The sequence below is a fragment of the Bifidobacterium coryneforme genome, from assembly GCF_000737865.1.
GTDB classification, from domain to species: Bacteria; Actinomycetota; Actinomycetes; order Actinomycetales; family Bifidobacteriaceae; genus Bombiscardovia; species Bombiscardovia coryneformis.
The window spans coordinates 522,608-542,227 of record NZ_CP007287.1 but is presented as its reverse complement, the minus strand read 5'-3'; the positions used below and the strand labels follow the sequence as shown (position 1 = coordinate 542,227).

14 protein-coding genes are annotated in these 19,620 nt (G+C 61.0%); 4 read left to right on the top strand and 10 right to left on the bottom strand.

Annotation, left to right across the window (positions count from 1 at the left end; genetic code table 11):
• Positions 1-28: 28 nt before the first annotated feature.
• The gene (locus bcor_RS01945) at positions 29-937 is read right to left on the bottom strand and encodes a PHP domain-containing protein (RefSeq protein WP_033497293.1); all 909 of its coding nucleotides are present in this window, start codon (positions 935-937) and stop codon (positions 29-31) included.
• Positions 938-1,041: 104 nt separating this feature from the next.
• Here bcor_RS01945 and bcor_RS01940 point away from each other — a divergent pair, with 104 nt between their 5' ends.
• Positions 1,042-1,692 (top strand): vitamin K epoxide reductase family protein, encoded by a 651-nt coding sequence (locus bcor_RS01940; protein WP_033497295.1) that lies wholly within the window; start codon positions 1,042-1,044, stop codon positions 1,690-1,692.
• Between the two features lie 39 nt (positions 1,693-1,731).
• Here bcor_RS01940 and bcor_RS01935 read toward each other — a convergent pair whose 3' ends face one another.
• Entirely contained in the window at positions 1,732-2,760 is a 1,029-nt protein-coding gene (locus bcor_RS01935) for a diaminopimelate epimerase (protein WP_033497298.1), read from the bottom strand.
• 67 nt (positions 2,761-2,827) lie between these two features.
• Here bcor_RS01935 and murI point away from each other — a divergent pair, with 67 nt between their 5' ends.
• From murI to bcor_RS01920, 3 genes are all read left to right on the top strand, one after another.
• Entirely contained in the window at positions 2,828-3,613 is a 786-nt protein-coding gene (murI, locus tag bcor_RS01930; RefSeq protein WP_033497300.1) for a glutamate racemase, read from the top strand.
• A 57-nt stretch (positions 3,614-3,670) separates the two neighbouring features.
• Complete coding sequence (locus tag bcor_RS01925) at positions 3,671-4,522, top strand: patatin-like phospholipase family protein (RefSeq protein ID WP_033497302.1); 852 nt, start codon at positions 3,671-3,673, stop codon at positions 4,520-4,522.
• Between the two features lie 353 nt (positions 4,523-4,875).
• A complete protein-coding gene (locus bcor_RS01920) occupies positions 4,876-5,823 on the top strand; it encodes an aldo/keto reductase (protein ID WP_033497501.1) in 948 nt (315 codons plus the stop codon).
• A gap of 197 nt (positions 5,824-6,020) precedes the next feature.
• Here bcor_RS01920 and ileS read toward each other — a convergent pair whose 3' ends face one another.
• From ileS to bcor_RS01880, 8 genes are all read right to left on the bottom strand, one after another.
• On the bottom strand, positions 6,021-9,368 hold the full coding sequence (gene ileS, locus bcor_RS01915; RefSeq protein WP_274518304.1) for a mupirocin-resistant isoleucine--tRNA ligase: 3,348 nt from the start codon (positions 9,366-9,368) through the stop codon (positions 6,021-6,023).
• A gap of 290 nt (positions 9,369-9,658) precedes the next feature.
• A complete protein-coding gene (locus bcor_RS01910; RefSeq protein WP_033497503.1) occupies positions 9,659-10,684 on the bottom strand; it encodes a LacI family DNA-binding transcriptional regulator in 1,026 nt (341 codons plus the stop codon).
• 218 nt (positions 10,685-10,902) lie between these two features.
• Positions 10,903-12,282: a C4-dicarboxylate transporter DcuC gene (dcuC, locus tag bcor_RS01905; RefSeq protein WP_198181352.1), complete on the bottom strand. Its 1,380-nt coding sequence runs from the start codon at positions 12,280-12,282 to the stop codon at positions 10,903-10,905.
• Between the two features lie 34 nt (positions 12,283-12,316).
• Positions 12,317-13,237: a ribonucleoside hydrolase RihC gene (rihC, locus tag bcor_RS01900; protein ID WP_033497505.1), complete on the bottom strand. Its 921-nt coding sequence runs from the start codon at positions 13,235-13,237 to the stop codon at positions 12,317-12,319.
• On the bottom strand, positions 13,234-13,701 hold the full coding sequence (locus bcor_RS01895) for a GNAT family N-acetyltransferase (RefSeq protein ID WP_051875605.1): 468 nt from the start codon (positions 13,699-13,701) through the stop codon (positions 13,234-13,236). Before bcor_RS01895 ends, rihC begins: the two co-directional genes overlap by 4 nt.
• A 107-nt stretch (positions 13,702-13,808) precedes the next feature.
• A complete protein-coding gene (locus tag bcor_RS01890) occupies positions 13,809-15,083 on the bottom strand; it encodes a glutamate-cysteine ligase family protein (protein WP_033497507.1) in 1,275 nt (424 codons plus the stop codon).
• A gap of 87 nt (positions 15,084-15,170) precedes the next feature.
• Entirely contained in the window at positions 15,171-17,471 is a 2,301-nt protein-coding gene (locus bcor_RS01885) for a glycoside hydrolase family 3 N-terminal domain-containing protein (protein WP_033497509.1), read from the bottom strand.
• Between the two features lie 25 nt (positions 17,472-17,496).
• Positions 17,497-19,611: a beta-galactosidase gene (locus tag bcor_RS01880; protein WP_051875604.1), complete on the bottom strand. Its 2,115-nt coding sequence runs from the start codon at positions 19,609-19,611 to the stop codon at positions 17,497-17,499.
• Between the last annotated feature and the right edge of the window lie 9 nt (positions 19,612-19,620).

The window sequence follows — 19,620 nt, the reverse complement described above, 5'->3', positions numbered from 1 at the left end:
CCAGAACGGACAGGCCGGCAGGAGACCCTCAGACAGAGGGATATCCTACCGGCCTGATTCCGTATGCCCGGTCGATGATGCGGCCGACCACCTCAGAGCTGGTCCTGTTCTCCCCGAGCACATTGGGCTTACCCTTGCCGTGCCAGTCGGACCCACCGGTCACCAATAGGTCCCACCGCTCGGCCAGAGCCAGCAGGCGTTCCTGCTCCTGAGGAGAGTTGTCACGATGCCGTACCTCCAGGCCGTCCAATCCCTCCCTGACCAGGTTCCCGATCTGCACATCGCTGAGTAGGACCGGATTGCGCTGTGTGGCACCCGGATGAGCGATGACCACGACCCCGCCGGCATGTTTGACCGCCTTCAGCACCTGGTGGGTGGTGGGCGACGGGGTAGGCAGGTAATACGGGCCGGACGACGAGCAGACCCCCGCGAAGGCCTTGCTCCGGTCGGAATAGACCCCTGCCCTGACCAGGGCATCGGCGATGTGGGGACGACCGACGGTGGTCCGCTCCCCTTCCTTGACCTGATCCAGCACATCCTGCCAGGTAATCGGATAGTCCCGGGAGATCCTATCCACCATGGTCCTGGTCCTGGCCAGCCTGGCCTGTCTGGTCCTATCGAAAAGCCTGGTGATGACCATATCCTCGGGATCATAGAGGTAGGCCAGCATGTGGACAGAGACGTTCTGGTCCTCGGCCGTTATCTCGGTGCCCAAAAGGAGGGGCATCCCCTCACTCTCGGCGGCCTCCGCGGCCATGGCCCAACCCGCATTCGTGTCGTGGTCGGTTATGGCCAGACCCGCCACCCCCTGTTTCCCGGCCAGGGATACCATCTCCGCGGGGGTCATGGTCCCATCGGAGAACACCGTATGGCAATGCAGGTCCCATCCTGCCCTCTCATGTGATGAGGCAGGGTTCACCCCGGTCTGATGAGTCATGCCTCCATCCTAAACTCGCTTCCGTATCAACGCCCTTAGCGAGCGCTCCCCCGTAGGAGTCGCCCCCGTATTCCGGACCATTCAGACCTAACGAGGTGGTGGCCATGAACGAGCAGATCCCCGAAGCCACACCAGGCTGGCGCCATGGGCATGTCTGGACCTACACGATGGCCGCGATCGCCTCCCTGATGGCCCTCTTTTCAAGTCTCATCCTCGCTGCGGAGACCCTGCAACTGGCCAGGAACCCCCAAGGGCGGCTCAGTTGCGATATCAACGCCGTGGTCTCGTGCTCGACCGTGGCCGGGTCATGGCAGGCCGAACTGATTCATCTGGGTACCCTCCCCATTCCCAACGCCTTCCTGGGGTTGGCCGCCGAAGCGGTTTTTCTGACCCTGGCCGTGGTCGGACTCAGCGGGGTCGGGCTCCCCTCCTGGATGGCCGGCCTGACCTGGTTGGGATCCCTGCTGGCCCTGGCCTATGCCGTTTGGCTCTTCACCCAGTCCGTGTTCGTCATCAGGGCTCTCTGCCCATGGTGCCTGGTCATGCTGGCCTCCACCAGCATCCAGTTCATGGCCTTCAGCCATGCCACGGTAACCGTTCAGGGGCTTCCCTCATCCCAGGGGCATATGCCCGGTCTGGGAAGGGGACTGCGCGCTTACTACCGTCTGCACTTCGATCTTATGGTGGACCTGGTCTGGCTGGCGGCCCTGATCACCATCATCCTGGCCAAGGAGGGGGCGGCCATCTTCGGGTGACCCGACCGGAAATCCGCTTTCTTGCCGGCCTTCGGCAAATCAGGCCAGACCCCGGGGGATGTCCTCAAGGGATACCCGCGCAACCATCCTGGCCTCGCCGGTCAGGTGGACTTCCTGGTCGTCCACGTCAACATCCAGGACACCGCCACCCACACGGATGGCCCAGTGGTCGAGGCCGGTCAGGGCACGCAGGACCACCCCGCTGGCACTCAGCCCCGTCCCGCATGAGAGGGTCTCCCCCACTCCACGTTCATAGACGCGCATGGAGGCATGCCCCGATCCGGTCTGGGGGTCCACGGATTCCAGTCTGAGGAACTCGATGTTCTGCCCCTCGTCAAGACCCGGATGGGCATTTGGCTGCCTACCGAGGTCCAAGGTGTCCAGGTCGGGCAGCTCGGTCTTGCCCAGGAGAGTGGAGACAGCTCCCGGCAATCCATCCGGTAGCGAGTGCTCACCTGCACCGTTCCCATCGACCCCGGTGCCTTCCGAATCCTGCCGGGCAAACCCCTCGCCCAGTCCTGCCAGGACCACCACATGAGGATTGCCCATATCGACCAGGGTTCCCGGAGCCGACCCGCCCAAGGCGCCGCCGTCAACCATCTGCCCGCCGAGGGCACCCATGGTCCAGGCACCGATGTTGACGGTAAAGACATGCCCGTCCACGTCAGAGGCGGCGCCACGGGAAACGATGCGCTTGACCCCGGCCCGGGTGCCCAGCAGGAAGGATGATCCATCCATGGTCGGAGCCAACCCCTGCTTCTGGGCGAAGAGGGTGATGGCCCTGGTCCCGTTGCCGCACATCTGCGCCAGTGACCCGTCCGCGTTGCGATAATCCATGAACCACTGGCAGCCGAACCTGTTGCATCCCTCGATGGCCTCCTGGTCCAGGTCGCTCACATCCTGGGGGTGGGCCAGACGAATCACCCCGTCGGCGCCAACCCCGAAGTGCCTGTCGCAGAGCCAGCGAACCTGGTCGGCACTGGGTTCCAGGGTCCCCTGGGGATCCGCATAGACCACAAAATCGTTGCCGGTTGCATGCATTTTGTAAACAGTCCGGGGAATACTCATGGTTGTAGGGTACGGCCTTTCACCGACAGGCTAGGCTGGTCATTCGGCTTGGAAAGGAGCTGGTCAGATGGGTTCAGGGGCACCGATCGGAATCTTTGATTCCGGACTCGGAGGATTGAGCGTCACCGCCAGCATCCATGCCCTCCTGCCTTCCGAGGAACTCAGCTACTTCGGCGACTCGGCGAACGCCCCTTACGGGACCAAACCTCCCGAGATGGTGGCCCAACGGTGCATGGACATCGGCGATGCCTTCATGGACCAGGGCGTCAAGGCAATGGTCATTGCGTGCAACACCGCCACCAGCGTCTGCGTGGAAGAGATGCGTCGGCGCTATCCCGTTCCCATCATCGGCATGGAGCCGGCACTGAAACCGGCCTGCCAGCGGGGCGGCGGCCTCCCCCAGCGGGTCATTGTGACCGCCACTCCCCTGACTCTCAAGGAAGACAGATTCTCCCGTCTGATGGACCGGTTCAAGGCCACCCACACGATTTTCGCCCAGCCCTGTCCGGACCTGGTCCGGATAGTTGAGTCGGGCCACCTGGATGACCATGACCTTGTGGACGCGACACTTCACAAGTACCTCGACCTGTACGACTTGGACACCATGGATTCAATCGTTCTGGGATGCACCCACTTCGTCTTCTTCAAGGACCGTATCGCCAGCCTCTGTCCACCGGGCCTGGCCCTGATGGACGGCAATGAAGGCACCGCCAGACACCTCAGGGACCTCCTGTCCGAGGCCGGGCGGCTGAACGAGAGCGAAGCGCCGGGCCGGGTCCACATCGCCAACTCCGATTCATCGCCACGGATTATCGAGTACTCCCGCCACCTGCTCGAAACCTGCAAATCCTGAGTTTGTCCATCATCCACGCATAAGCTGTGAGGGATAACCGACGAAACGAGGTGCCTTATGGGAACGAACCGGACAGCAGTCATCGACGTAGGCGGCGGGTTCCGTTCCATCTTCGGCGCCGGGGTCTTCGACCGTTGCATAGAGGAGGGCATAACCTTCGACCACTGCTACGGGGTATCGGCGGGCAGCGCCAACCTGGCCTCCTTCCAGGCTGGTCAACTCAGGCGATGCTACAAGTTCTATACGGTCTACTCCTCGCGAAAGAAGTACGCGAGTGCCGGCAACTTCCTCAGGGAGGGAAGTTACGTCAACCTGGACTACGTCTATGGGACGCTTTCGGCCCACGACGGAGAATGCCCCTTGGATTACCCTGCGTTGAGAAAGAACCCAGCGGGGTTGACCGTTGTGGCATGCAACGCACTTGACGGATCGACGACATACTTCGACAAGTCCGACCTGGCACAGGACAACTACGACATTCTCAAGGCCTCATCAACGGTACCGGTGGCGAACAAGGCCTACATGATCGAGGGAGTACCCTACCTGGACGGCGGCATCGCCGACCCGGTACCGATAAGGAAGGCCCTGGATGAGGGGTACGAACGCGTGGTTCTGATCCTGACCCGTCAGCGCGATATCCTGCGCGAGCAGAAGAAGGACGTCCTCCCGGCCAAAATCCTGTCCAGGACCTACCCGGCGGCCGCGGAACGGCTCCTGGAGCGATACAGGACCTACAACGACGAAGTGGCCCTTGCCAAGGAGGCCGAGAGAGATGGCAAGGTCCTGATTCTGGCACCCGACAGTCTGTGCGGACTGACCACCCTCAGCAAGTCCATGAAGGGGTTGAACGAGATGTACGACAAGGGTTATCGGAGTGCCGAGGCCATCAGGAACTTCCTGTCCGACTGAATCCGGCGAGCCATCCGGCTGATTGGTGGTCGGACTTTCGGTGGTGTGCGTCTGCCGTCAGGACATCGAAGCGAAATGCCTGGCCTGAAACAGATCGTCTGGCGACCAACGCGACCAGCACGGTTAAGTCATGGTTTCGTCTACCCCCCCCCGCCCTCCTCAAGGGTCCTGACCTCGGGCTCCTGGCCGGGTATCCGCGATGCCGTCATTTCAGCACCACTGGGTTCGAATCTTGGTCTGAGCCTCTCCGGACTTTGGAAATACATCGCCAGCGTAATCGAAGGTAATAGACTCGGCCTTACCAGCCCGCGCCGAAACCGTGGACGAATGCACCTTTCCCGAAAGGACGATTCATGACACAACTTCGCAATACCGATACGGATATCTTCCCTTTAGTGCTTGGTGGAAACACCTTTGGATGGACCAGCGATGAGCAAACCAGCGACCGGGTCCTCGATGCCTACGTCGAAGCCGGGGGAAACCTGATTGACACCGCCGACGTCTACTCGGCCTGGGCTCCGGGCCACTCCGGCGGTGAGTCCGAGATCATCCTGGGCCGATGGCTGGCCAGGAGCGGAAAACGAAACGAGGTACTGGTGGCCACCAAGGTCAGCCAGCATCCTCAGTATCCCGGTCTATCGGCCGAGAACATCGAGCATGCAGCCAACGCCTCCATGCTTCGCCTGGGCGTGGATGTAATCGACCTCTACTACGCCCACTTCGATGATCAGAAGACCCCCTTGGAAGAGACCGTCTCCGCTTTCGACAAGCTGGTCAAGGAGGGCAAGGTCCGTGCCATCGGCCTTTCGAACTACTCCCCCGACCGGATTCGCGAATGGTTCAGAATCGCCCGTGAGAACGATCTGACCCTGCCGGTGGCCCTGGAACCTCAGTACAACCTGGTGTATCGATCCACCTATGAGGATGGGCTCATGGAGGTCGCCAAGGACGAGGACCTGGCCGTATTCCCCTACTTCTCCCTGGCTTCCGGCTTCCTTACCGGCAAGTATCGCACCATGGACGATCTGAAGGGCAAGCAGCGTGAAGGCATGGTCAAGGACTTCTTCACCCAGGAGGGCCTGGACGTGGTGTCTGCCATGGACGACATCGCCAAGGCGCACGGGACCGAGCTTGCCACGGTGGCCCTGGCCTGGTTGAACCACCGCCCGCAGATTGCGGCCCCCATCGCCTCGGCACGTACTCCCGAACAGCTGCCGGCCCTCCTGGCGGCAGCCAAACTGGAATTGAGCGATGACGAGGTACAGACCCTGAACACCGTCAGCGACAAGGTCGGTGCCTGAGCCGCTCACTGAGTGGCAGGCGGCAATCGTACGGACCAGGACCGAGAGATAGGACTGGTTACGACCCGGATTACAGGCCGAGCGGAGTCAACCAGACCACGTGCTTCGATCGATGAAACCTGCCAAGCGCAACCTGGCATAGGAAAATGGGGTTCCCATCCTTGACGGGATGGGAACCCCATTTTTCCGGCCCTGCGTCAGGCCTTGGCCAGGTCCACCTGGGCCTCGGTCAGACCCTCGTCCGACCTGATCTCCAGGCCGGTGGCCAGGGTCTCCTGGCTGATCAGGTCCCGGAACCGCTCGGCCTTCGATGCATCGGCCTCGGGCAGGGTCAGGGTCAGGTCTATCCGATCTGCGATATCCAGGTCGGCGGCCTTACGGGCATCCTGAACCTGCCGAATCAGGTCTCTCACATACCCCTCGGCGAGGAGGTCGTCGTTGAGCTGGGTATCGAGAATGACGAATCCTCCTGTCGGCAGGGCGGACGAGACCGACTGGTCCATCCTGGCTCCGTCCTCCTGCTCAACCCGGTTGTCAAGCTGATACTCGGCGGGTTCCAGGGCCACATCCCCGCCAGGGGTCTGGACGACCACACGACCGTCCTCTTCACGCCAGGCACCGGTCTTGGAGGCCTTGATGACGAACTGCACCTGCTTGCCCAGCCTGGGCCCGGCGGCCCTGGCATTGACCTTCAGGTCGTGGATGATGCGCAGACCCTCTTCCTGGGCCTGGTCCAGAGTGCAGAACTCCACATCCTTGATGTTGAGTTCGGACTTGAGGATACCCGCGTAGGGCCGGGCCGCCTCGGGATCGCGGTCGATGACGGTCAGTCTGGAGAGGGGCTGACGGACGCGAATCTGCTCGGACTTGCGCAGGGAGAGGGTGGCTGAAACAACCTCCCGGACCTTTTCCATGGCGGCGACCAGGGCCGAATCGTCCTTGACGACCTGACCCAGCCCGGTCTCTTCGCCAGTGGTCTCATCGACCAGGAAGGGCCAATCCTCCAGGTGGACGGACTCACCGCCGGTCAGCCCGCGCCAGACCGCCTCGGCCTCCATGGGGGCGAGCGGGGCCAGCACCCTGGAGAAGACCTCCAGAACCGTATAGAGGGTGTCGAAGGCCTGGTGATCCTCGCTCCAGAACCGGTCACGATTGTTGCGGATGTACCAGTTCGTCAGCACATCGATGAAGTCGGTGACGGCATCGCAGGCATCCGAAATGGCGAAATCATCCAGGGCCTTCTCCACGGTCAGAACCAGGCGACGCAGACGGGCCAGCAGGAAGCGGTCCATTTCGGGCAGGTCGTCGACCTGGTCCGCCGTCAGCCGTTGCGCCTCATACCCATTCCCCCCATTGGCCGCATTGGCATAGAGGGTGTAGAAGTAGTAGGAACTCCAGACCGGCAGCATGACCTGGCGGACCGTATCGCGGATTCCATCGGCCGTGACCACCAGGTTGCCGCCACGAAGGATGGAGGAGCTCATCAGGAACCAGCGCATGGCATCTGAGCCATACTCATCGAAGACCCCATTCACATCCGGGTAGTTGCGCAGATGCTTGCTCATCTTCTGTCCGTCGGACCCCAGGACGATACCGTGGCAGATCACGTTCTTGAAGGCCGGGCGGTCGAAGAGCGCCGTAGACATGATGTGCATGGTGTAGAACCAGCCACGGGTCTGACCAATGTACTCCACCACGAAATCGCAGGGGTCCCTGTCCTCGAAGTACTGCTTGTTCTCGAAGGGGTAGTGGAACTGGGCGAAGGGCATGGACCCCGATTCGAACCAGCAGTCCAGCACGTCCGAAATCCGGTGCATGGTCGACTTGCCGGTCGGGTCGTCAGGATTGGGCCTGGTCAGCTGGTCTATCCAGGGTCGGTGCATGTTGACCTGACCCTTGTCATCGGTCGGGTAGCGGCCGAAGTCCCGCTTGAGCTCCTCCAGGGAGCCGTAGACATCCACCCTGGGGTACTTGGGATCGTCCGAGACCCAGACCGGTATGGGCGAACCCCAGAATCTGTTGCGTGAGATGGACCAGTCGCGGGCGTTGGCCAGCCACTTACCGAACTGTCCGTCCTTGACGTTTTCCGGAATCCAGTTGATCTCCTGGTTGAGTTCCAGGAGACGATCCTTGATCTTGGTCACGGAGACGAACCAGCTGGACACCGGCTTGTAGATCAGCGGTGTGCCGCAGCGCCAGCAGTGGGGATAGGAATGGACATAGCTCTTCTCCTGGAAGAGTATGGCCCGGTGTTCGGCGGGAACCCTGGCCAGGGGGCCGTCCCCGGCACGTAGGTTGCGGATGATGGGCATATTGGCCTCGAAGGCCTGTACGCCCTCATAGTCCGGGCAGACACTGGTGAATACGGCACCGGCATCGAGCACATCAACACTGCGGATGCCCTTGGCGTTCAGGGTGTTCATATCGTCTTCGCCGTAGGGGGCCTGGTGGACCAGACCGGTGCCCTCCACCGTGTCGACGTAGTCGGCCGTGTAAATCGTATAGGCATTGGGTCCGGGGGTGCCGCCTTCGGACTCGGCCTGCTCCCCCTCAAAGTACGGGAAGACGGGCCAGTACCGCCAACCCTCCATCTCGGACCCCTTGAGGGTGCGGACCACCTGGTAGTCCTCCCCCAGCTGCTTGGCATAATCCCCCAGGCGGGCCGTGGCTATGTAGAAACGCATACCGGCGAAGGGGCCCTCCACCGGGCTGACCTCCGAGTACTCGATGCCGGCCCCGACCACGATGGCCAGATTGGTGGGGACGGTCCAGGGGGTGGTGGTCCAGAAGACGGCATAAGCGTCCTCGTCCCGAAGCTTGACCGCCACGGAAACCGTCGTGTCCTGCCGGTCCTGGTAGACATCCGCATCCATGCGCAGCTCATGATTGGACAGGGGGGTCTGGTCCTTCCAGCAGTAAGGCAGAACCCGGTTCCCCTTATAGGCCAGACCCTTGTCGTAGAGGGTCTTGAAGGCCCACATGACCGACTCCATGTAGGAGACGTCGAGGGTCTTGTAGCCGTGGTCGAAGTCGACCCAGCGTGCCTGACGATGGACATAGTCCTTCCACTCGCCCGTGTACTTGAGCACCGAGGCACGGCAGGCATCATTGAACTTCTCGATGCCCATGCCCTCGATCTGGTCCACGCTGTCGATGCCAAGTTCGCGCTGGGCCTCAAGCTCGGCGGGCAGGCCGTGGGTGTCCCAGCCGAAGACCCGGTTGACCTTTCGCCCCTTCATGGTCTGATAGCGAGGAATCACGTCCTTGACGTACCCGGTCAGCAGGTGCCCGTAGTGGGGCAGACCATTGGCGAAAGGAGGACCGTCAAAGAAGACGAACTCGTTGTCCGCATGGTCGCCCGAGGGCCGACGGTCCACGGACTTGTCGAAGGTATCGTCACGGTCCCAGTAGTCCAGCACGGACTCCTCCATCCCGGGGAAGGATGGGTTGGGTGTCACCCTGGACAGAGCAGGGTCGACCACCGCCTTGGGGTAGACGTCGCCGCCCCGACTTGTCATGGTTGAGGTATCAGTGGTCCGATTCACCGTTCACGCTCCTCGCTGGTTGCTCATTCACCATGTCGAGGACGAGGGACCCTGGGGTCCACCGCGGTACCACCTCGCTTGCCCGGACGGAACCGTACCGGACCGCTTGATCTGATTGGGCTGTACGGGCCCACCCGTCGGTTCTACTGGGGACGCATCGCAATGGTCCCGTTCTTCCGAAGGCTCCCCGCTGATAACGGATCACTGCCCACTACCTAAAGAATATACCACCGGGCGTTTGCCGCCAGGGCGGTCTCGGAAAATGACATGAATCATCTTCCCGGCCCCGCTCAGGTACGGGAATCGGAATCCTGTATCTTCCCCACAGACTCCCGCTGGACGAAAATCGTGGGGATGCTCAACATGGGTCCCAGACCCGTAACCCCATTCCGGATCAGTTCAAGGAGCATATCCACTCCCCTGCGCCCCATGTGACCGGCCTGCTGGGAGATGATTGAAATCCTGGGGGTCATGAGATTGAAGACATCGATATCATCGAAGGAGATAAGAGACATCTGGGATCCGATTCTGATTCCACGGTCGTGGAAGATGCCCAGACAGCTGATTGCATCAGGTGAGTACCCGAAGATGAGGGCCGTGGCACCGAATTCGGTAATCCTATCCAGGGCCGCTTCAAGAGAGGCACCCGTACCATCACTTGAGAGGGTCAGGGCCCCGCCGTCCCCGAAGAAGTCGGGGCTCAGCGCTTTGAAGGCTTCTGCACGCTCGTTAAGGCTGAAAGACTTCAAGGATGGGTGGGCGAGGTAGGCGATTTTCCTGTGCCCATTGGCGCGCAGTGTGCCCATCGCCTCTTCCAGGCCGGGCCTGGGGTCAGAAACCACATAGGGAATGGTATCCATACCCGGTACGCGTCGATCCACGAAGACCGTGGGAAGTTTCCGCTTCACCAGAGCCTTCAACCCGTCGGACTTCTCGCCTTGGGGAATGACAATCAGTCCGTCGAATCGCTGCCCCAGGATGTTGGTGATGAAAGAGTCCTGACGCTCTACGTTTTCCGCGGATGTACCGATCAGGGTGTTGTATCCGCTCTCGTAGAGAATCCCCTCAACGGAGCTGACCAGATCGGCGAAATACCTGTTACGCAGATCAGGCACCAAAAGGCCGACCATTTTGGAATCGGACGCACGGATGGCCTGGGCCCTCGAGTCCGGAATATACCCCAGGTCATCAACGGTGTTCAGCACCAACGTCTTGGTTTTGTTTGAGAATCTGCCCTTGCCGTGCAGGACCTGCGAGACGGTCGCGATGGAGACACCTGCTTCTTGCGCCACATCGCGAATAGTCACAAATCCCATAAAGACTCTTTCTCATTTGACAAGCTGCAACTTTCCAAGCATAGCCCAGACTCAACATTGGATACTGAACACGCACCAGGTATCTTGCCTGCCCGGCTGACCTCACAGAGGCCGGACGGTCGGTCGGCGACCTACCTCTACACCTGGAATCGAACAGGGGCCTCCCAGGGCCGACAACATCGACACCGGGAGACCCCTGGCATGATTCCCGCCGCCTATCAGTACGGAAGCAGGAGGACGGAGAGGACCAGTACGCTGATGATGCCCACGATGCTGGGCACGCTGGTCCGCTTGAGCACCTTGGTGGGCTCCACCTTGATGCTGGCAGCCACGATCATAATGACCGCCGCCACCGGGGATATGCCACGGGCCAGGTTGGCGATCATCTGCATGGGCAAGGCGATAAGGATGCCGTTGACACCCGCAGCAGCAGCGATTCCGGGCACCAGGGCGATGACCGCGTAGAACATGGCCAGGCCGCCACCGGACAGGAAGCCGAACAGGCAGGTGGCCAGAGCGAAGATCAGAGCCACCGTCAGGCCGGCTCCGGTGGACCCCTCCACGGAGTGGGTCAGGGCATCAATCAGCCCCAGCTTCTGCACACCGGTGGTGAAGAGTGAGCCGCCGCAGACCAGGATGACCACCTGGCTGAAGCCACGACCCATACCGGTGAACATCTCGACGACCGATCCCTGGATCTTCTTGAAGGAGCGATGGCGGATGGTCTCGATGATGACCGCGATGAAGAAGGAGATGAAGGTCAGCACCACGATATCCATGGTCAGACCCTTGACGAACATGGCCGCAATACCGATGACGAGGATCAGAATGAGGGGCAGCAGGGGCAGGAAGGCGTAGTATCCGGGAATACCGGTGGTATCACGCACGGCTTCCGCTTCATGCTCGGCCTGGTCGGCAATGACCGTGCCCTCCTCATGACGGTCGCACCACTTCTGCCAGAGGTAGTGGGCCAAAGCCATGATAAGCAGGGAGGGAATGGCGATCTTGGCATTGTTGCCGACATATTCGATCAGATCGTAATTGAGTGTCTTGGCGGCAATGACGTTGTCCGCACCCAAGGGGGTGGGCATGATGGTGGCCGTGCAGGCAATCACTCCGGCGGCGGTCAGTGAGGAAAGGCCCATGCCCACCAGTACCGGGTAGAGGATCGACATGAGGATGATCGCCAGGCTGGAAGCGCTGGGGATGACCAGGGACATGACATTACCCAGCAGGAAGACAGCCGGCACGATGAGCGCCTTGTGCTTGATGTGACGCAGGGGCTTGACCATGTAGTTCACCGCAACCTGGTTGGCTCCGATGACGTTCATGTAGGCCGAGTAACCAAACAGGACCATGATGACCAGACCGGCGGCCTGGAGCTGGTCGAGGATGGTGTCCTTGAATACCATGAAGACATCGAAGAGACCGAAACCGGTACCCTTGCCCGCATCATACAGGGGATGTCCCAGAGCCCAGGCACCCAGGAGGAGGACCAGGCCACCGATAATCAGGCTCAGGGCCGGATTGTATTTCTTGATGATCAGGTACCCGATCGCCACCAGGACGACCAGAACCAGAATGATCTCCGCAATCATCTATTGACTCTCTTTCTTGATCTTACTTTTGTTATCAAATGCACTTGCTCATGCCTTCCAGGAACCAGGCCCGGAATCCTTCGGAATCCACATCGACAGCGACGGAAGCGTTGGCGGCGCGGTTCCGATAGCCCTTCAGGTCAACGACGGTGCAACCGCGGGTCGGACCCTGCGCCAGCTCCACCTCAACGGAGGTTTCGGCGAATTCGAAGAGTTCGGGAGCCAGGATGCACGCGACCGCGCAGGGATCGTACATCTTCAGACCCGTGGCGAAGCTTCCTCCGCGGTACTTCTTGAACAGGTCGTGGGTCATTGTGCCCACCTTCCCCATGGCAGGCAGCTGAGCGCTGTCCTCGGGCAGGACCAGGGCCTTGAGACCGACATCCAGACCGGCCATGACGATGGGGATCCCCGACTCGAAGACAATGGCAGCGGCCTCGGGATCCGTGGCTATATTGAACTCGGACATGACGCCACGGTTACCGCGGGCAGTGGAGCCTCCCATCATGGCGATCCGCCCAATCCCCTTGGCGACCTCGGGGTACACCTTGAGCAGGAGGGCGATATTGGTCAGCGGTCCGATGGTCACCAGGGTGACCGGTTCGGACGAGTCCATGATCTCCTTGCGCATGGCCTCGATCGCATGTTCCTTCAGCAGCAGGGAGCGATCGGGCTCAGGGAAGTCGAAACCCTCCATTCCGGTCTTTCCATGGATGTCACTGGCATCCACGAACGGCTCCAGCAGAGGAGCGGGGGCCCCCTGGGCCACCGGAATGGGTCGCTCGAAATAGGTCAGCAACCGCAGGGCGTTCAGTGTGGTCTTGTCCAAGCCGACATTGCCGGCCACCGTGGTAATCAGACGCACATCCAGCCGGGGCGAGAACAATGCCAGGGCGATGGCGACGGCATCGTCGATTCCCGGGTCGGTATCGATGATGACAGGTGTAGGATTCATGATTCCTTCTCCTTTGATTTGTTTACAGTTGATACTCGCGCTTCATGGGCACCATCCAGAAAGAGGACCATCCCGCTTCCCAGACCCGGACCGGGTCGCCGGGTAAAACCATGCTCCTCGTAGAAGCCTTCCTTGCCGGGGGTGGCCATCAGACCTACGTAGGCATGCTCACAGGCCTCTTGGCCAATTCGGTCCAGCAGAGCCTGGAGGATGACACTTCCCACGCCCTGGTGACGGTATGGGGGCAACACCACGAGGTCCTTGATGAAGAAGGCGATGCGCCCGTCGGCCACGACCCGGCCTATACCGGCTGGCTCACCGTCTACGTCGGCCACGACCGAGCAGTAACCACCGTCCAAGGCCGCCTTCACATCATCGATGGGGTAAGGATGAAAGTCAGCAGTCGAGCGCACCCGTTCATAGAGTTCCGGAGTCAGCGCATCGTGCCGAATGACGACCTCCATTGGAATCCTCTCCTTTGAGTGCTTACGTTGCTATAACGTTTTATCAACACAACAGAGTGTAACCCGGCACCAGTGGTTTGTCTAATTCAACAGTTTCGCGCTGAATGCTAGTCCTGGAATCGCCCGGTATTCTCGGGGTCTCCCGGCAGGCCATCCATGGTGTCCTCGGCGCCCAGGACCTGCCTCCAAAAGTCCAGGGGACGGCCATAGGGACAGGCCTGACCGCCCCTCACCTGCAGGTCGGCCTTGGTTTGCAGCACATTCTCCTCGTCGACCCCATCCAGGAAGCCGGTCAGCCGAGTAAAGCGGTCGGGGTCGTAGAAGATGCCACCGACGATTTCAAGGAGCCTGCCGGCCCTCTGCATGGGCAGGGAGTCCCAATGCCGGAGTTCGATGTAGTTCTTCAATCGAACGTCATTGAAGTGGGTGGTCAGGATATGTGTAATCTCGGCATCATTGAGTCGCCGGTCGGGATAGATGTCCCCGGCGTTCTCATGCCAGGCAATGAAGACCTGCTTCCCGTCTGGCCCCTCCACCTCAGGGGTGTGCGAGATATCGGCCACCATGAGCGGGGTCGACAGCACGTCAACCGCGTAGTCCTCCCAGCCGAATCCTTCATCGAACAGACCAGAAGTCAGGCCGGTACGCTGAGGGTCGAGCCAATCCCATATCCTCTGTCGCCGCAAGGGCAGACGATTGGACTCACCCTCGAAGACCGGGGTGTTCCGGAAGAAGTAGGCGAGAATGGGACCGATGGCCGTACCCAGGCGAATCTTGGCAATGGCATCGGACTCGTCCCGATAGTCGATGCTGATCTGGGTGGAAGCGGTACTGCGCATCATCATCGGCCCGCATTGGCCGATGCGGCCCAGGTAGGTGTTCATGACCGCATACCGTTCCTTGGGGTTTACCCCCACATCCGCATAGGAACCTGCCGGACGGTACCCATATTCAACCAGGCGGAACCCCAGTCGCTCGGCAATCGGATCCACTTCCGCACGAAAGCGGCGGTACAGGTCTTCGAACCCCTGGCGATCGCGCACCACACCCAGCGAACACTCCACCTGGCTTCCCGGCTCCAGGGAGACCACGCAGCCCGGCCGACTCAGCCCGACCAGGTGCCCATCCTCACGATATTCCGCATCACCGTCGTAGTAGGGTTCCAAGGCCGAAAGCAGAGCCTCTATGCCCCGCTCCCCCTCATAGGGAACCGGGGCATCGCTTCCGTCATTGCTGACCGGGATGTGCTCTATTTCGACGCCGAAACGCCACTGGGACGCAGGCTTGGCCCCCCGAGAGAAGTAGTCGACCAGGCTGTCCACATGACGGGGATTGGGCACCGTCAACAGGTGTGCATATCCAACTCTTCCGTTTTCCCTCATGCTGCCATGGTAGGAGCGCGCGGAGGTCACAGGCAATCAACACGCCAGGATATCCGCACCTGGCGGACAGCCCGGGGCGATTGCAGCTCAGTCGACGGTCACCGTCACAGCCTGCAAATCCTCCCTGCGCGAGGATGACCCCACCAGCACCTGGAACTGACCCAGTTCGACCTTGCGGCGGCATTCGGCATCAACCAGGGTCCATTCGGCCACAGGAAGGTCGAAGACCACCTTGCAGGTCTGCCCCGGATCCAGTCGAACCCTGCGGAAGGCCTTGAGCTCACGGTCGGCCCAGCTGACCGAGGTCACCAGGTCGCTGATGTAGACCTGGACCACCTCGGTGCCCGGCAGCTGGCCGGTGTTGGTCAGGTCAACGGACACTCTGACCACGTCTTCAGCTCCCACGGTGTCCGAGCCGTCGACCTGGGGCTGTCCGTACGCGAAGGTGGTGTAACCCATCCCCTGGCCGAAGGCGAAGGCCGGTTCCTGGGTCAGGTCGGCATACCGGTTGCCGTGCTGTCCTCGAATCTGGTTGTAATAGACCGGCAACTGCCCGGCATGCCTGGGGAAGGTGATGGGCAGTCGGCCCGTGGGCTCGACCATGCCTGCCAGAATCCTGGCCAGGGCCAATCCACCCTGCATACCAGGGTCAGGCTGCCAGATCAGGGCCCTGGCCGACTGTGCGGACGGGGGCAGAATCAACGGCTTGGAAGACATGAGCACAACGATCATGGGCTTGCCTGTTTGAGCCAGAGCATCCAGGAGATCGCGCTGAGGGCCGTAGAGTTCCAGAGTGGCAGTCGAGCAACCCTCGCCCACCAACTGGACCACGTCACCGACCACGGCCACCACCAGGTCGCTTTGCCTGGCCTGGTTGACGGCCTTATCGAACCGGACCCGATCGATTTCGGCAGGGGCAGCCACCTTGGGCCTGGGCTGCCCGTCCGGGAAGAACGGGCCCTCCGGGTCGTCAACCAAGCGGACGATATCGACACCCTGCTCGCAGTTCAGGGTCCAGTTCTCCGGCAGCACCCGACGCAACCCGTCTGCCACGGTCGAAATCATCTCCCGAGGCTGGTCTTCGATCCAGTCGCATTGACCCGAGCCACCGGCCCAGTCCCCCAGCTGGTTCTGGGCATCATCAATCAGCGGCCCCACCAGGGCAATGCTGTGCGCCGCATCATCGCGAGGACGACCCTCCGCATCCACCCCGCCGAATAGGGGAAGGATGCCGTCATTCTTCAAAAGAACCGCCGACTCCTGAGCCACCTGGAGATTGAGCTCCTGATGCTCTGGAGAGTTGATGACCGCCTTCTGGGCCTGAACATCCGGCAGGCGCGGATCTTCGAAGAGCCCCATACGGAATTTCAGGGCCAGGATGTGCCTGACCGCTCGATCAAGGTCTTCCTCACGGAGCAACCCGGAATCCAGTGCATCCAGGGCCCCCTGGTAGAAGCCGGGCGTGGTCATGATCAGGTCGTTGCCTGCCTTGACAGCGGCTGCGGCGGCCCTGGAGTAGTCGGGCTGTACCTTCTGTTCCCAGACCATCCGACCCACGTTGTCCCAGTCTGTGATCAGGGTCCCCTGGTAGCCCCACTGCCCGCGAAGAACATCGCTGAGCAGCCAATCGTTGACGGTGACCGGAACCCCGTCGATGGACTCATACCCCAGCATGAAGGTGGCCACACCCTCCTTGGCCAGGCGCTCGAAGGGCGGCAGGAACCATGAGAGCAGTTTGCGGTGGGATAGGTCCGCCTCGGAGGCATCGCGCCCGCCTTGGGTCTCGGAATAGCCGGCGAAGTGCTTGGCCGTGGCCAGCACGGCATCCTTGGGCAGCTTTCCCGTCAAGGCCGAGCCGCCCTGATACCCGCGCACCATGGCTGAGGACATCTCCCCGATCAGGAAGGGGTCCTCGCCGAAGGTCTCATCCACCCGGCCCCAGCGGGTGTCCCTGGCTATGCACAAAACCGGGGAAAACGTCCAGTGGACACCTGTAGTGGCCACCTCCCTGGCTGTGGCCCGACCCATTCTCTGAATCAGATCAGGGTCGAAGGAGGCCGCCATGCCGAGCTGCTCGGGAAAGATGGTGGCTCCGCGGAAGAAGGAGTGTCCATGGATGCAGTCGTCACCAATCAGCAGGGGGATGCCCAGACGGGTACGATGGACAGCCTCGTCGGCCTTGACCATGTTCTCCGGAGAGACATGCAGAAGGGATCCAGCATGCTGGTCCACCACCTCCTTGTCAACTCCCTGGCGGGCATCCACCTGCATCATCTGCCCGACCTTCTCCTCACGGGTCATCCGGCCCACGAGGTCATTCAACCGTTCATCTACTCCCAAGTCGGGATTGCGATAGGGCATATCCTGCGCCATAGCATCCACTGTCATCAGACCAACTTCCTTCCTTACGAACCTACTTGACGATAATTGCCAGATCCCACGGCCCGATGGTCATAGGCTGGCCCCGATCTACTTGCTTCTGAGAATCGGACTGTCCGCCGGACACCAGTAGATGGCCCTCATAAGGCGAATCAATCCTGACTTCCTCAGATGAGTAATTGAGCAGGTAGGCGACATGCTCCCCCATGGCATTGATGCCTTCGCGTACAGTAACCACACCGGCCAGGTCACGGGCAGGTCCATGCAAACCGGCTGCATCCGCCGCATCCGAGAGCAACAGACGCATACCTTGGGCCGATGGAAGAGCACCGATCCATTCTGCGCTGCCAAGACCATGATTGTGACGGGTCACGGCCGCATACCGTCCCCATACAGGGTGGTCATAGGAAGCCAGGACCTCGGTGCCGGAACGCGGATTCAGCAGTTCAATCAGCCCCTCGCAGGTCGGCTTGGCCTGGGGTGTGCCGTGCAGATCCAGGGTCAATCCCCCTCCGGGGCGGGTGAACTGGTTGTAATCGATGCCGAATGCATCGGTCAGCAGGTGCGGGGCCTTGTCGTGCCAGACCTTAAGGTTCTCATCCGCCACGAACGAGCGCAGCGTGGCCACCAGGTGACCCCCCGTACGGACGTAGGCGTCCAAAGCCTTCAGCGTATCCTCACTGGTGCTGTACAGGGCCGGAACCACGACCATGGCATAGTGTTCCAGCAAGGACTCGTCGGCCTTGTCGTTGATGAAGTCGCACTCGATGTTCAGCTCGAAGAGGGCATCGTATACCCGTCTGACCACGTCGTTGTAGGAGATCTGCCCCTGCTCACGCGGGAAGCCGGTCTCCAGAGCGAACCAGTCCAAAGCGGTCAGTGAGTCATTGCCCACCATGATGGCCACCTTGTTGCGTTTTTGGAGATGGATCAGACGCTCGCCCACTCCCTTCTGCGCCACCTGCCTGCCAAAACCGCCTGCTTCCTCATAGATGGGATTGGGTTCCAGATCATGCGAGAGCAGACCCTTCCAGTAGGTCTCAAAAGAGTTGTGAGTGGAATGCCAGTGCCAGTACATGACCCCATCAGCACCTGAGGCCATATGGCTGTATGCCTGCAAGCGCAGCTGACCCGGGTAGGGCAACCAACCGTCCTGCCCCTGGGCCTGGGTCTCCAGAACCAGGTAATTGGCGCCACCCTTCAGACTGCGGGTCATGTCCCCGCCGAAGGCGATCTCCTTGCCTGTCAGATCGTCCTCTGTGGGATGGTAGATATCCACGCCGGCCACGTCCACACATTCGGCCGCCTCGAAATGGTCGACGGCGGGCTGGACCCCATATGACCAGCCGGGGCCCCAATCGAAATCGAAGTTGTGGGTGACGAACTGGTCGTCGCGGGCATATTCGCGCACGATGTCCGCCTGCCAGGACAGGTAGCGACTCACCTGGTTTCGTCGGAAGTGATCGAAAGCCGAGCCCAAGGACGCGTTGATGGTCCTGGTCAGGTCGGGAAAGTCCTCCCAGGAGTCGACCCTGTTGGACCAGTAGTCCAGCCCGTAGGCTGCATTGAGACGATCCAGGTCATCATCAAACCGCTGCCTCAGGTACTTGACGAAGAGGCGCTGCATGTCGGGTGATACACAGTCGTAGTACTTGGTCTCGTTGTCGACTTGGTAGCCAATCACCTGGGGATTATCGGCCACATGGCTCACCAGCCTGCGGATGACGCGCTCGCCATAATATCGGTAGGAGGGGTTGACGATGTCCATGATCTGACGTGCGCCATATCGGTTGGGCCCTTGGGGAGTGTCCGCCAGAACATCCGGGTGCATGGCAACCAGCCAGGCGGGCACGGCATAGGTGGGTGTGCCTACGATAACTTGAAGGCCGAAGCGCCCCGCGGCATCCAGCACCCGGTCCACATGGCTGAAGTCGAAAACACCGGGCTGTGGTTCCAGGGTGCTCCATGTGGATTCAGCGATACGAATAGTGGTGATGCCTGCAGCCTTCATCATCGACATGTCCCTGTCAACCCGCTCATAGGGCATGTACTCGTCATAGTAGGCGCATCCGAAGATGAGGCTGTCCGGAAGGCGCGTATCGCCTCGCGAAGCTGAATGGTCCTTGGCGTGAACCGCATTATCTGACATGATGAGCTC